A 14,388-nucleotide genomic window follows, 5' to 3' on the forward strand; every position below is an offset into this window, starting at 1 on the left:
TAGACAAAGTTCTTGTCATAATTTAAAACTGAATATTTAATAATACACACAATGAAAAATAAGAGAATTTTATCAATTATTATCTCCTTTTTTTGCACAACATTTCTTTTTGCCCAAAACAGCAATGAAAATGTTAGAATAAACCAACTTTTTAATTTTGGTTGGAAATTCAAAGCGGGTGAAATCACTAATGCACAGGATCTGACTTTCGATGACAGTGGCTGGCGCAAGCTGGATTTACCACACGATTTTCAGTTTGAGCAGCCTTGGGATAAAACAGCTAATAAAGGACGTGGATTTAAAACCTTGGGTGCAGGCTGGTACCGTAAAACATTCAAAGCAGATCCTAAATGGATTGGGAAACGAGTATTACTTGATTTTGAAGGCATCATGCTATCCGGAGAAGTTTGGGTAAACGGAACTAAAATCGGAGGAACAGGATATGGTTATCTTGGCTTTGAAGCAGATATAGCACCTGTTATTAAATATGATGCCGATAATGTGGTTGCCGTTCGAGCAACTACAGAAGGTAATTCCCGTTGGTACACAGGTGGTGGACTTTTCCGTGATGTCCATTTGCAGGTAAAAGACAGTGTCTCTATTGCCCGTCATGGTATTTTTATAACTACTCCAAAAATTTCTAATGAGAATGCCGAGGTCAGCGTACAAGTTGAAGTGGCCGGAATTAAAAACAAAGAATACGAGCTGGAGATTAATACAAAAATCTTTTCTCCAGAAGGAAAGCAAGTGGCCGAGACAAAAACATTGGCTCCAAAAAAATCGAATCTTGTTGCAGTAGAAGTTCCATTACCTAAAGTTAATATACCTAATCCACAACTATGGTCTTGTGAAACTCCGAATCTTTACTCTGCCGAAGTTGTATTGGTTTTAAACGGTAAAGTGGTTGATAAACTTACTAAAAAGTTTGGGATTCGTACTATTGAATTCTCGAAAGAATTTGGACTAAAATTAAATGGGAAAAAAGTCTTTCTTAAAGGTGTCGCCAATCATGATGATTTGGGAGCTGTTGGAGTAGCTGCCCATAAAACTTCAATTGCCAGAATGATGGATAAGCTGAAAGCCTTTGGTTTTAATCATATACGAACTTCACACAATCCTTATTCCGAATCATTTTTTGACCTTGCCGACGAAAAAGGAATTCTGGTAGTAGATGAATTATATGATAAATGGGGTAGCACAGTTGCTTGGGCAGGAAGTGCACCGTGGAATGACATATGGTATAATAATATAAAGGAATGGATTAAGCGAGACAGAAATCATCCTTCGGTTATTATGTGGAGTTTCGGAAATGAATTACAGTTTCAGGAAGAACGTTGGAATTTCCCAACATCTGATTGGGGGGTAACAACCTATCGTCTGATGGATGTCGTGGCAAAACGTTATGATCCTACCCGTAAAACTACCGTTGCCATGTATCCCGCCCGTGCCGGAGGTATCATCAGAGCCAACCCAGATTTCCGTATCAAAGAGAACATCGTCCCACCTGAATTGTCAACAGTGACCGAAATTGCCAGTTTCAACTATACTTGGGAGGATTACCAAGAATATCTAAAGCACGCACCCAATATGATTATTTATCAAAGTGAAGCTGTAACCAATGAGTTGGCTGCGCCATACTTTGGAATGGATAGAGACAAAATGGTAGGACTTGCTTATTGGGGCGGTATCGAATATTGGGGTGAATCTCAAGGTTGGCCTCGAAAAGGTTGGAACTATTCATTTTTCAATCATTCGATGGAGCCCTTTCCACAAGCATGGCTGACAAAAAGCATTTTTACAGACGAACCGTTGGTTTATATAGGTGTGGTAGATAGCGAAGGAGAATCGAAGATGTGGAATGATCAAATTGTGGGACAAAAAGTTATTTCGGCGCATTGGAATCGAACTGAGGGCAGCAAATACAATTTATACACTTATACTAATGCCGATGAGGTTGAATTATTAGTGAATGGAAAATCTATTGGTGTGCAACAAAATAGTACTGAGGTAACAAAACGCAATACTATTTATTGGAAAGATGTTCCTTATTCGGCCGGTAAAATTACGGCTATCGCTCGAAAAGGAGGTAAAGAAGTAGCCCGTCACGAACTAGAAACAACCGGAAAAGCGGTTGCACTAGTACTAGAAACTGAAAATGTAAACTGGAAAGGCGATGGTATGGATCTTCAATATGTAAAAGTATATGCCGTTGACAGCAAAGGGCGTAAAGTACCAACTGCTACTGGGGAAGTAACTTTTGATCTAAATGGTGCAGCAAGTATAATTGCAGTGGATAATGGCGATCATTTAAGTGATGATTTATTTGACGGCAATAAAAAGAATCTTTACAAAGGTTTTGCTATGGCTATTTTGCGCTCAGGTCAAAAAGCCGGAACCGTGAAATTGAAAGTTTCAGTACCGGGATTGAAAGGGGTAGATAAAATATTTACAACCAAATAAATTCAAAAAAGGGTGAAAGGTTGTCTGTAGATCGAATATATTCAATTGATTATCATATTAATAGAAGGTTGTTGATAGCGCACAGACTACTATTAGCACTTTTGTCTTTACTGTAGAATTTTGAATAAGTCGTCCTTTAGGGACATTAACATAATAATTATGAGACATCACAGCATTTTAACATTGATTTTTTTCTTGGTTTTTTTAAACCAATTTTCGTACTCTCAGGAATTATTTGTAGGGACAAATTATCACCCGCACGATGACAAAAATCCTGAAAAAATCAAGAAGGACATCGCCCTCATGAAGGCCGCAGGCTTCAAGTTGGTACGTCTGGGGCATTTGGCTTGGGACAGTTATGAGCCGACGGAAGGAAAATTTGATTTTTTATGGTTCGATGGTGTAATGGATGAGATGAATAAGGCTGGTATTAAGGTAATCCTGGATATCGCAATTCGACCCGCCCCATTATGGCTGCGCCAAAAATTTCCTTCCATTAACATTAGTGACGCTTCCGGTAATGTATTATATCCTTACAGGAGATATATGGAAGACGTTGGCGACCCTAATTATCAGGAATATGCAGTTCGATTTACTGATGTTATTACTAAGCGCTACGCCAAACATCCAGCACTGGTGGCTTTTGGCATTGATAATGAATCTGGCTCCGGGCCAATTTCCTATTCCGAAACTGTACGTCAAAGGTTTATTGTCTGGCTACAAAAAAAGTATAAAACCCTCGAAGCATTGAATAAGGCTTGGGCAGGACAACGTTGGTCTCGAAAGGTTAGCAACTTTGATCAAATTGGTCTTTCGGTTACTGCCGCGCCTGAACGTATGCTCGATTTTAGATGTTTTGTTTCTGATGAGGTTAATATTTGTCTAACTAAAGTGCTCAATAAAGTACATGAAAATGCACCAAAAGCATTGACAAATACAAACGCATGGTATTATGCTCCGGGAAAACATTTCGATTATGCTAACATTGCATACTCAGGTACAATGACACGTGAGGGTTGCGGTTTCTACCCAGGCAATTCATTGGTTAACAACGCCGGACTCAAAGAAGCACTCTTTGGTATTTCCCGCATACAGTACGAAGCTACAACACCTTTTTGGTGCAACGAATTTACATCAATGACATCTATACCCAACTCAATTCGTAAATCAGCTTATGCGACTTTGATGCTAGGGAACCAGTTAGTTTGTGCTTGGACTTGGCAGAGTATGCATGCCGGCGAAGAGCAATATCTTCAGGGACTTGTAGATTGGGATGGCGAGACAAATCGTAAGTACGACGAATACAAAAAAATCGCAACTGAATTTAAAAAAATAGAAAAATATGGATTTCCGTACAAGCCAAAAGCAGAAATTGGTATGGCCTTTGACTTTGCCAGTCAGATGGTGAGTAGCGCATATCCTGAAAAACACGAAGCCCAACTGGAGACTTGTTTTAATCTTTTTTTTGACTACAATATGGACACAAGGGTTTTGGATATTGCGAATAGTGATTTAAAATACAAAATTTTGATGGTGCCGGGTGTAGCGGTTATGGAACCTGTAAAAGCTAAAAAGATTCGTGACTTTGTAAAGAATGGAGGGACTGTAATTATGACGGCTTATTCTGCCGTTGTTGACAGTACCAATCAAGTGTTTTCTGAGACACAACCTGGATTGCTAAGTGATGTTTTTGGTATCAGGAGAGCAAGTTATGAAGAGACAGAAAGCATGAATGAGTTGTCTCGAATAGGTCTCAAAGGTAAAGCAATTCGTTTAAACTATAAGGATAAGATAATTGATACCGAGTCAGAACGTTTTGACGTCATCCAAATCAAAGGTGCTGAAATTTTAGGCAATATTACCAGTATTGATAAAGATTACCCAATTATTACTTCTAATCAATATGGAAAAGGACGCGCTATTTATATTGGTCTTCCTGCAAGGCAAGCCGTCTTAAGTCCCATTGCTGATGATCTCATTGCTACATTAGGTATCAAAAAAGGCCCTGAGGTACCGAAAAATGTTATGGCTCGCTATATTGACAACAAGCACATTTTGTATCTAAACCTAACTAATGAAGTCCAAAGCATTAATATAAAGGGGTATGCTCGCAGTATCTTATATGACCAAAAATATAATGGAAAATTTACCATCGCTCCTTTTGAGCCTGAATTTATTGAGCTAGAATAAACTTCCATGATGAGTTACCAGTACTATTTAGATCTATGCAAAAAACAGCTATTAAAAAATACAAGTTATTAAAAAAAATAAATAAATGAAAAAACAATTTTATACTATTGGGTTAAGCTGCATGACCGCTTTTTATTCTTTAGCTGGTTTCGCCCAAACAGATAAAACCCCTTTAAAACAAATCAGGGATGATTTTTCGAAGGGGTGGGATAATGCCCGTACCAAACTTTGGTGGTTTCATGGCGAAACAGAAACTACACGTGAAGGCATCACCGCCGACTTAGAAGCATTTAAACGTGAGGGTGTTGGCGGAGTGGTTTATTACGATCAACAACATGGCAAGGGAGAACATGCTTTGGCAGCATTCTCAAAAGAATGGTGGGATATGTTCCGCTTTGCCGCTTCCGAAGCAAAACGCTTGGGATTAACATTTGAAACGCACCTATCTAACGGATATGTTTCCGGTGGCCCATGGATTACAGAAGATTTGAGTATGCAGCGCCTTGATGCCGCCGATACCGTGGTTAATGGAGGTCAGCGTTTTAATGCTAAACTTCCTTTTCCTGTTGGGAAAAGCAAATCGGGGATTGTGCGCGATGTGGCCGTTATGGCCTTTCCAGTTCCGGAAGGAAATTGGGAAACAAGTCTGAATCAACTTCCCAAGGTGTCCAGCAATATAACCGAATTGAATGCTAAGGCAATAGTTTTTCCAAAGGATAATAACCTTATCAGTATCCCGACTCAAAAACAAGGAGCGTCAGTATTTATCAATCTAGAATTCAATAGTTCTTTTACGGCACGAAGCATCACCTATCGTGTTCGGGCAAGAGGTAAATCAAGAACAGGGGCGATGAATATGCCAGGGCCACCGTCGGAAGATTTCTATGGCTATGGTTACGTAAAACTACCTGACTTAGGGCAGTTGGAAGTTTCAAATGACGGGATTAATTATACCAAAGTTTGCGACTTGAAGCCCATGTACGAGTCTCCATCCTGGAATCAAAGAACAATCTCTTTTCCGGCCGTTAAAGGGAAATATTTTAGATTGAATCTGCACGACTGGAACAACCCAAAAGATAGAGGACAGGACATGCCATTTGGTAATGTAGTTCTTTCATCGCAGGCAAAAATGGATCAATGGGAAGAAAAGGCAGCGTTAAATTCGGAGTATATTGAAAAAGATTTGACTCCCAATTATTCCAAATCTGCCATCATTGACCCAAAAAAAATAGTGGATTTGACAGCCAAAATGGATAAAAATGGCAAGTTGGACTGGAATGTACCTTCCGGAAAATGGGTAATTATGCGATTCGCCCGTGTTCCTATAGGAGTGAAAACAAAGCATGGGCGTCCTAATTTGATTGGATTAGAGAGTGATAAACTTTCGGCCGAAGCCACCAAAGTGCAATGGAACAGTTACTTTAAAGTAATGTCCGATTCTCTAAAGAAAGTTGGAATCCCGTTAACAGGTCTTCATATGGACAGTCACGAAGCCGGTTCTCAAAACTGGACGGCAGGATATGAAACAAAATTCAAAAAGTATCGCGGTTACGATATACACAAATATCTTCCCGCGTTAGCAGGCTACATCGTTGGCTCAAAAGAAGAAACCAGTGGATTCCTATATGATATGCGACTTACCCTTTCTGATCTGGTTTCTGATGAATATTTTGGCACATTAGATAGTTTATGCAGACAAGCAGGTGTTGCTTTCACAGCTCAAGCAGTTGGCTGTGGAATTACTATTGCAGCAGATAACTTCAAGGCCAAAGGGCGTGTAGAGAAACCTCAGGGTGAATTTTGGGCCTATCAAACGCATGGAGGTTATGATGTGAAGGAAGCTTCTTCTGCAGCCCATATTTACGGAAAGCCAATTGCATCGGCAGAAGCTTTCACGGATCTGCGATTTAGCCAATCATTGGCCGATGCTAAGAATGTGGCAGATTATGCTTATGCTTTTGGTTCACAGGAATTTGTTGTTTGTGCTTCGGCCTATCAGCCATGGCTGGACAAAATACCGGGAAGTACAGGAGGAGGCAGACAATATGTACTGAACAGAAATAATACCTATTGGAATTACAGCCGTCCATTTTGGGATTATCAGGCAAGATGTGCGGGATTGATGAGAAATGGAAAATCGGTGGCTGATCTTTGTATTTACATGGGAGAAAATGCGCCACTGAAACTATTGGCTTACCGCTTGCCGGAAATTCCGGAAGGTTTTGATTTTGATGTAACTACAGAAGATGGATTACTTAATAGGATGTCAGCAAAAGATGGTCATATTGTACTTCCTGATGGGGTGAGTTATCAAATACTGATTCTTGAAACAAAGGCGGATATTTCATTGGCTGCTTTGCGCCAGATTACAAAATTAGTGAAAGATGGAGTGCCTGTTTATGGTTCACGTCCTAGTTTTTCAGCCTCTTTAAATGATGCCACTTTCGCAAAGGAGTATCAGGATTTAGTCAATCAACTTTGGGGGACAGGGCAATCAGGAACAAAAACATATGGAAAAGGTAAAGTGTATTGGGGAATGCCTCTTTCGGAAGCATTATCAAAACAAAACATCATGCCCGATGCTGGTTTTAAAAGTGGAAACATACCCACAGACAAGATTTATTTTGCACATCGCAACTTAGGTGATACAGATATTTACTTTTTAAATAATCACAGCAAAAATGTTTTTGATGACAAGATTCGTTTTCGCGCCACTGCCACTAAAGCTGAATATTGGGATCCTGTAACCGGAAAGCAATATGATCTGCCTGTTATCTCATCTGGAAAAGAGGGACTTTTGCTAAATGTTGTCTTGCAACCTAACGAATCTGGATTTATTGTTACTTCCAGCGGAACTTCGGAAGCTCTTCCACCAAGATTGGATGGAACAAAAGAAAAAGTGGCTTCGATAGAAGGGGAATGGAAAGTCTTTTTTGATCCAAAATGGGGCGGCCCCGGCGAAGTTACTTTTGCTGATTTAACAGACTGGATTGAGAATACTGATAAGCGAATCAAGTACTATTCCGGAACAGCAGTATATCGAAAAATAATTCAGTTAGATAAAGCTGAATCAGGAGAACAAGTTTTGCTTCGTTTCCCTCAATTGGGTTCTATTGCCCGTGTATTGATAAATGGCAAAGAAGTCTCGACCGTATGGTGCAGTCCATGGGAAGCTGATATAACATCTTATATACAAAAAGGAGAAAACACACTTGAAATTCAAGTTGTAAATTCATTAAATAATCGAATGGTTGGAGATGCTTCCCTACCTCAATCGGAACGTTTTACCTATGCTTATCCTGAAATTGCATCTGCTAAAGATCGTTTAGTTCCTTCGGGTATCATGGATAAAGTGTTGATTGTACAGCGAATAAAGTAGACGTTGTATTTTATTAGCAATATTTTATTTTACAGAAGTAATAAATATAGTCTTGAAAATAGTAATAAAAAGATAATGATAAAAAAAATGACAAAAAGCGTCACAAATATTATTGTTAATATTGACAATGATTCAAGTGTTCCTAAATACAACCAGATTGAACAATGTATTTCGAATGATATTATAAATGGAAAAATAAAAAAAGGGCAACGAATACCTTCCATTACAGAACTTAGTAACTCTTGTTCTATATCTAAAGATACTGTTGGAAAAGCTTATAAAATATTGCGACAACGTAATTTAGTTTTTCCAGTTTTTGGAAAAGGGTACTATGTGTCGGATAATATACCCGTTTTTTGATGAGTATCTTTTTAATATCGAGCTAAATAAGAATAGTCGTAACAAAAAATATTTTGCAATTATACAAAAAATAAAACATGAAGAATATTTTATTAAAAAACACACATATCTTTCTTACGCTTTTTTTAGCGACTGTATGCACAAGTGTGTCGGCACAAAAGCAAAAGGGTATTCATCCGGGGGAAATTTGGCCAGATACAGATGGCAATCATATACAGGCGCATGGTGGCGGAATTACTAAAATTAAAGATATCTATTACTGGTATGGTGAAAGTAGAGCAAAGGATCTTGATCCTCAATATCGCTATGTAAGTTGTTATGCATCCAAAGATTTAACAAACTGGAAATTTAAAGGGAATGTTTTGAAAATGACTGCTCCCGACTCTCTTGCTTCCAATTGGGTATTGGAAAGACCAAAAGTCTACTTTAACAAAAAAACGAATAAATACGTTATGTATTTGCACATTGATGTCAACTACAAACTGGCAAATATGGGTATAGCCGTGAGTGATAATCCAACCGGGCCTTTCACGTATGTGAAACGTTTTAAACCTTTGGGTTTTGAAAGTCGTGATATTGGTCAATTTATTGACGACGATGGTACAGCCTACATCATTTTTGAGGATCGTCCGAGTGGAGGTTTTCGTATCGCCCGACTTTCAGATGATTATATGGATGTTGAAAAGAATATGTCACTTATCAAAGCCCGTATAGAAGGAGGGGCTATTGTAAATTACAAAGGGTTGTATTATTGCTTGGGCTCAGGTCTTACGGGATGGAAACCTAATCCCAATAAATATGCAACTGCTACTTCGCTGGAAGGGCCTTGGACAGAATTTAAAGATATTGCCACTCTAGAAACAAAAACCTACGGCTCTCAATCGTCCATGCTGATAAAAGTGGTTGGTTCCAAGAAAACAACAGTATTATTTACAGGTGATATTTGGAAACCGGATACTCAATGGGATTCCCGCTATTTATGGATGCCATTGCAAATTGAAGATGGAAAGCTTTGGTTGCCAGCGCCAACACCATGGAAAATTGATATAAAAACTGGTGAGACTACCATTTTGAAGAAGGATTAATAAACGTTTTATAGTTTTTTTCCTAGGAGTATATTTTAATAGAGGCAGGTAAAAATTGTGATGCATTTGGCCTATCAGGTTTTGTCATCAAATTCCAATTGATAATATCATTGAAATCCAATTCTCCTTATGAGTATTAATTTAATCTCAAAGTTTTGATTTTAGTGTAATAATTGTAAATTTAAAATAGGTTTCTAAAAAAAACAGGCTGTAAAAGCCTGTTTTTTATAATTACAGGATCGTGATGCTTTATCTTTTCAATTTTATGTGTTAGATTTTCTCTTTTAAAATTTCTAATAATCTGAAATTGAGATATAGTTTTTCTTTGCCTAGTTGTTCGCTTTTTATGAAACCTTGATTTTCTAATTCTTTGAGGTAATTCCCCACTGTTTTTATATTTCCCAGACCTGCTTTTTCTAATTGGTTTCTTTTTGTATACGGCAATCGAAAAAGTTCTTCCAATAAATCTTTTGAATATATTTTTGGCAATTTTTGCTGTATTTCTGAGGCCATAGTATTCATCAAATTTTCTATTTCAGATATTTGGGTTCTGCCTTTTAAAGCAGTTTTCTCCACCATATCAAGTATGTACATAATCCAATCCTGCCAATTTCCTGCTTCGGTTACTTTTCTTAAATTGGTATAATACTCGGCTTTATGTTGGATGATGTAATTACTTAAAAACAATGCCGGCAGATCCAATAAGCCTGTCATTTTGAGGTATAGTAATAAGATGATTCTTCCAGTACGCCCATTTCCATCAAAGAGTGGGTGAATGGCTTCAAACTGATAATGAATGATAGCCATTTTTACTAATGGATCTATAGTATCTTCGGCATGAATGAAGTCTTCTAAATTTTTTAGTTTTTCCCTAATTCTGGATCAAGACGAAAAGTTGTGGAGAAATTTAAAAATCTAGACATTTGTCATTTCATATTATATGCCAATGCAAGATTCCTTTATCGACTTACTTAAATTGTTATTACCTGAAATAATTGTAGATTATTTTGAACTTACTTCTTATGAAAAAGGAGATGAGATACTTCATCTGTACCTTAGAGAGATTAATTCAGTTCCTAAAGAATACAGGGCGTCTAAATTAAGTTCAAAAGGATTCTTTGATGAGATAACGGTGCAGGATTTTCCTATCCGAGGACACCAAGTGTATTTGCATATCACTCGCAGAAGATGGCTTAACCAAGACACTGGAAAAGTGGCGTTTAGAGATTGGAGTTTAGTAGCGGACGGCACTCGAGTAACACAAGAGTTTGCGTCTTTTTTAAAAGAGATCAATAGATTCCAAACCAAATGATTGTAATGCCATTGCCTCTTTCTATGGAGTTTCAGGTAGAAATTTACAATATCAATACAAAGAGTTTTTAAGTAATTTCAAAGCTTGGGATCAACTCAAACATGCGGAAAAATGGCTTCTCTTTCCCCAAAATATAGGCAAACGCTTGTCAATAGATGAAACTTCCCTCTCCAATGGCGAACTATATACCGTTGTAACCAACAAAGCGGCTAAAGGAAGAAAAGGAACCATAGTTGCTATGATTGCTGGAACTAAAGCGGAAACGGTAATATCTTTCATTGAACAAATCCCAATCAAACAGCGCAAGCAAGTCAAAGAAATTACTTTGGATATGGCAGCAAATATGGGATTAATAGCCAAGAAATGTTTTCCAAATGCAATTCAAGTCACCGACCGTTTCCATGTTCAAAAACTAGCACTAGACGCTTTACAAGAAATCAGAGTAAAATACCGTTGGCAAGCGATAGACCTAGAAAACGAAGCTATTGAGAAGGCTAAAAGCAGTAAAATTAAGTACGAATCTCAAATGTTATCAAATGGAGATACCAATAAGCAATTATTAGCCAGAAGCCGGCACTTTCTCAACAAAAACAAGTCTAAATGGTCAAAAAGCCAAATAATTAGAGCTATAATATTGTTCGATTTATATCCTGAAATCCAAAAAGCATATGAATTAGCTCAAGACTTAAGAAACATCTTCGAGAATACACAGAATAAAATTATTGGACTCTCAAGATTGGCTAAATGGCACGAGAAAGTAAATCAATCCGGATTTAAATCCTTTAACACAATCTCACGATCAATAGAGAATCACTATCAAACAATCTTGAATTATTTTGATAACAGAAGTACCAATGCTTCAGCTGAATCTTTTAATGCAAAAATAAAAGCGTTTAGATCTCAATTTAGAGGGGTTAGAAACATTGGATTCTTCCTTTTCAGGCTAACCAATATCTATGCATAAATTTTACTTCCCCACAGGTTTTGGGATTGATCCCTAATTCTTTTTGCTTAATCCCCAACTTTTGCACCTGATCCCGAAAAAAACAGATTGTGGACTAAATGTGGACTAGAATTTAAAAAGAAAAACCCTAACTCACTGATGTTCAGTTGTTAGGGTTTTAATTCAGCGGAGAAAGAGGCTCCTTTACCTGAATTTTAAGCCCAGTATACATAGGGTTTGACACGTTTTTATAAGAACAGGTACACCAATAGGGTAACTCAAATTTTTAAAATGAAATATATATATTAAGTAAATATAGAAAAAAATAATTCAGTAATGTTGTTTCTTTCTAAGAAAAATTTTTCTAGAGATATTAATCGCCGCAATTTTGCGGTACTATCGTTGTTTATTTACCGCATTATGATCGTAAGACTTCAATATTTTATGAATTACTGTTTTGGCGGTAATTTGTGTTGATTATTTATAATTTTCTTTATTTTCAATTCTTTTTTTTATTTTTTACCGTCTAAGCAGTAAAATTGATATAAAATTTTGTTTTTGAGTAAATAGTAATTAAAAATGATTATATTTACCGCTTAAACAGTAATTATGAGTGGTTTTAATTTAGGTCAATTTATTAAAGAGCATCGTAAAGCTACCGGACTTACTCAGCTCGAATTAGCGGATTTAGCGGGTATAGGCAAAACGACCGTATTTGATATTGAAAAAAATAAGGAATCCGTTAGATGGGATAGTCTAAAGGCAATCCTAAATGTTTTGAATATAGAGGTTCAATTTATAAGTCCATTAAAAAAATAGGTGATGAGAAAAGCAGTTATTTATGTCCATGATGTCAGGGCAGGGGAGCTCATGGAGGAAGAAAACGGAGGATATGTATTTGCATATGATGAAGAATATTCTTTGGAACCTGTTTCGCTTACTATGCCCGTTACCCAAAGAAATTATTCTTTTTTGACTTTTCCTCCATTTTTTGAAGGACTGCTCCCGGAAGGAATAATGTTGGAGGGGCTTTTAAAGATAAATAAGATAGATAAGAAAGATTACTTTTCGCAGCTTGTTGCCGCAGGAAATGATTTAGTGGGAGCTGTAACGGTTAAAGCTTCAAGTCATGAATAGATGTCCTATTACTTACCAACCTTGTGGGGAAGATTTATACAGCAGCGAGGGATTGAAGCTACTGTCTCCCAAATTGACATCTTTTGAAAATCTTCCTTTTTCAGCTTCAGAGCAGCGGCAAGAAGCGGCTAATAGAGCGACTAGATTATCTATTCAGGGCGTTCAGCCTAAGTTAAGTGCTATCTTGTCTGTTAAAAACCAGCAATTTGAAATCGTAGATCAGTTTGGGAATTTTATAATCAAACCCCAAAGTGACATATTTCCGGAATTGCCCGAGAATGAAGATCTGACCATGCGCATGGCAAAAGTTTACGGTATCGATGTTCCGTTTCATGGGCTGGTTTATTCCAAAGACAATTCTAAATCCTATTTTATAAAAAGGTTTGACCGATACGGGAAAGGAAAAAAATATGCTACGGAAGATTTTGCGCAGCTAACAGGAAGCTCAAGGGATACCAAATATAATTTTACAATGGAAAAGATTGTAAAGGTTATTGATGATTTCTGTACATTTCCCTCAATCGAGAAAGCGGAATTTTTTAAGAGAACATTATTCTGCTTTATCACAGGCAACGAAGACATGCACCTGAAAAACTTTTCTTTGATAACAAAATCTGGAAAAACGACCTTAACACCTGTTTATGATTTTCTGAATTCTTCGATTGCAATAAAAAATCCTCAGGAAGAAATGGCTTTATCATTAAAAGGAAAGAAAAGTAATTTCAAAGCAGGTGATTTGATTGATTATTTTGGGAAAGAAAGGTTAGGGTTAAGTGATAAAGTTATCGATCAGACATTAAAAAAAATGTTTGAAAATGTTGAAAAATGGAACGAGTTAATCGAAATTTCTTTTTTATCCGATGAGATGAAAGAAAAGTATCTAAGGCTTTTGTCAGAGCGATTGGGAAGATTTTGATTGATTACTATTTCTTTCTTTTCGAGATAAAATTGTAAATTTAAGTGATATTACAACCGCCAAAACTACTAGGGAGACAGGCATAAATGCTCGTAAATGTAGGAGAGTGTAGCCCGCGGAACGTAACGAAATGAAGCTGTATTGTGGATGTAGTAGCCTCGTCGAACGCAGGAAGAGAGCGTGTGAAGATGAGGTCGAGGAAGCGTTGTGGTGGCCTGCTTTTTTTTGGGGCTGGCAGACGCTATGCTGACGAGTGGACTGTGGAATGGAGGGAAGAGGCTTTTTCTGCCGACGACCGACTGGAAGAGCCCAACGGAACAAAGTGAACGACAGGAGAGAGACCACTTGTTTGTTTTGTGCTGTTGTGCGCACTTGTGCATTTTTGGTCAATAGTCCGATGATGTTCATAATGATTAAAATTTAAGGTTGACATTTAGTGATATTCCCGTTTTCCGCTTCTGTAGTGGCTTGCTCCACTTCGCTTTGCAAATTATTTTTCAAAACGAAAAACGAAAAAAAGAAAGCAAGAATTCAGTGTCCGATTAGCGGATGCGGAGTGCTATAAGTCCCGAAGGGTGGTGGAGCGGCAGCGGAGCCATTATGCGC

At 37.5% G+C, this 14,388-nt stretch carries 11 protein-coding genes; 10 read left to right on the forward strand and 1 reads right to left on the reverse strand.

Annotated features, from left to right (window positions below; all coding sequences use genetic code 11):
* Positions 1 to 51 precede the first annotated feature (51 nt).
* From EM308_RS10875 to EM308_RS10895, 5 genes are all read left to right on the forward strand, one after another.
* Positions 52 to 2,460, forward strand: coding sequence for a glycoside hydrolase family 2 TIM barrel-domain containing protein (locus tag EM308_RS10875; RefSeq protein WP_035639052.1), 2,409 nt, complete (start codon positions 52 to 54; stop codon positions 2,458 to 2,460).
* 159 nt (positions 2,461 to 2,619) lie between these two features.
* Complete coding sequence (locus EM308_RS10880) at positions 2,620 to 4,650, forward strand: beta-galactosidase (protein ID WP_035639049.1); 2,031 nt, start codon at positions 2,620 to 2,622, stop codon at positions 4,648 to 4,650.
* Positions 4,651 to 4,735: 85 nt separating this feature from the next.
* Positions 4,736 to 8,029 (forward strand): glycosyl hydrolase, encoded by a 3,294-nt coding sequence (locus tag EM308_RS10885; RefSeq protein ID WP_035639047.1) that lies wholly within the window; start codon positions 4,736 to 4,738, stop codon positions 8,027 to 8,029.
* Between the two features lie 87 nt (positions 8,030 to 8,116).
* On the forward strand, positions 8,117 to 8,389 hold the full coding sequence (locus EM308_RS10890; protein ID WP_197056142.1) for a GntR family transcriptional regulator: 273 nt from the start codon (positions 8,117 to 8,119) through the stop codon (positions 8,387 to 8,389).
* A 77-nt stretch (positions 8,390 to 8,466) separates the two neighbouring features.
* Positions 8,467 to 9,474 (forward strand): family 43 glycosylhydrolase, encoded by a 1,008-nt coding sequence (locus EM308_RS10895; RefSeq protein ID WP_083273906.1) that lies wholly within the window; start codon positions 8,467 to 8,469, stop codon positions 9,472 to 9,474.
* Positions 9,475 to 9,744: 270 nt separating this feature from the next.
* On the opposite strand, the gene EM308_RS10900 is transcribed toward EM308_RS10895, so the two are convergent.
* Positions 9,745 to 10,350, reverse strand: a complete 606-nt coding sequence (locus EM308_RS10900) for a Fic family protein (RefSeq protein ID WP_083273907.1) — start codon at positions 10,348 to 10,350, stop codon at positions 9,745 to 9,747.
* Positions 10,351 to 10,420: 70 nt separating this feature from the next.
* Here EM308_RS10900 and EM308_RS10905 point away from each other — a divergent pair, with 70 nt between their 5' ends.
* From EM308_RS10905 to EM308_RS10925, 5 genes are all read left to right on the forward strand, one after another.
* A complete protein-coding gene (locus EM308_RS10905) occupies positions 10,421 to 10,786 on the forward strand; it encodes an ISAon1 family transposase N-terminal region protein (RefSeq protein WP_070261923.1) in 366 nt (121 codons plus the stop codon).
* Between the two features lie 10 nt (positions 10,787 to 10,796).
* On the forward strand, positions 10,797 to 11,750 hold the full coding sequence (locus tag EM308_RS10910; protein ID WP_197516509.1) for an ISAon1 family transposase: 954 nt from the start codon (positions 10,797 to 10,799) through the stop codon (positions 11,748 to 11,750).
* 588 nt (positions 11,751 to 12,338) lie between these two features.
* The gene (locus EM308_RS10915) at positions 12,339 to 12,548 is read left to right on the forward strand and encodes a helix-turn-helix domain-containing protein (protein ID WP_051877895.1); all 210 of its coding nucleotides are present in this window, start codon (positions 12,339 to 12,341) and stop codon (positions 12,546 to 12,548) included.
* A gap of 3 nt (positions 12,549 to 12,551) precedes the next feature.
* On the forward strand, positions 12,552 to 12,866 hold the full coding sequence (locus EM308_RS10920) for a HipA N-terminal domain-containing protein (RefSeq protein ID WP_035640251.1): 315 nt from the start codon (positions 12,552 to 12,554) through the stop codon (positions 12,864 to 12,866).
* Positions 12,859 to 13,782, forward strand: a complete 924-nt coding sequence (locus tag EM308_RS10925; protein WP_035640250.1) for a HipA domain-containing protein — start codon at positions 12,859 to 12,861, stop codon at positions 13,780 to 13,782. The genes EM308_RS10920 and EM308_RS10925 overlap by 8 nt, the downstream gene beginning before the upstream one ends.
* The last annotated feature ends 606 nt before the right edge of the window (positions 13,783 to 14,388 follow it).

Source organism: Flavobacterium gilvum, from assembly GCF_001761465.1.
GTDB classification, from domain to species: Bacteria; Bacteroidota; Bacteroidia; order Flavobacteriales; family Flavobacteriaceae; genus Flavobacterium; species Flavobacterium gilvum.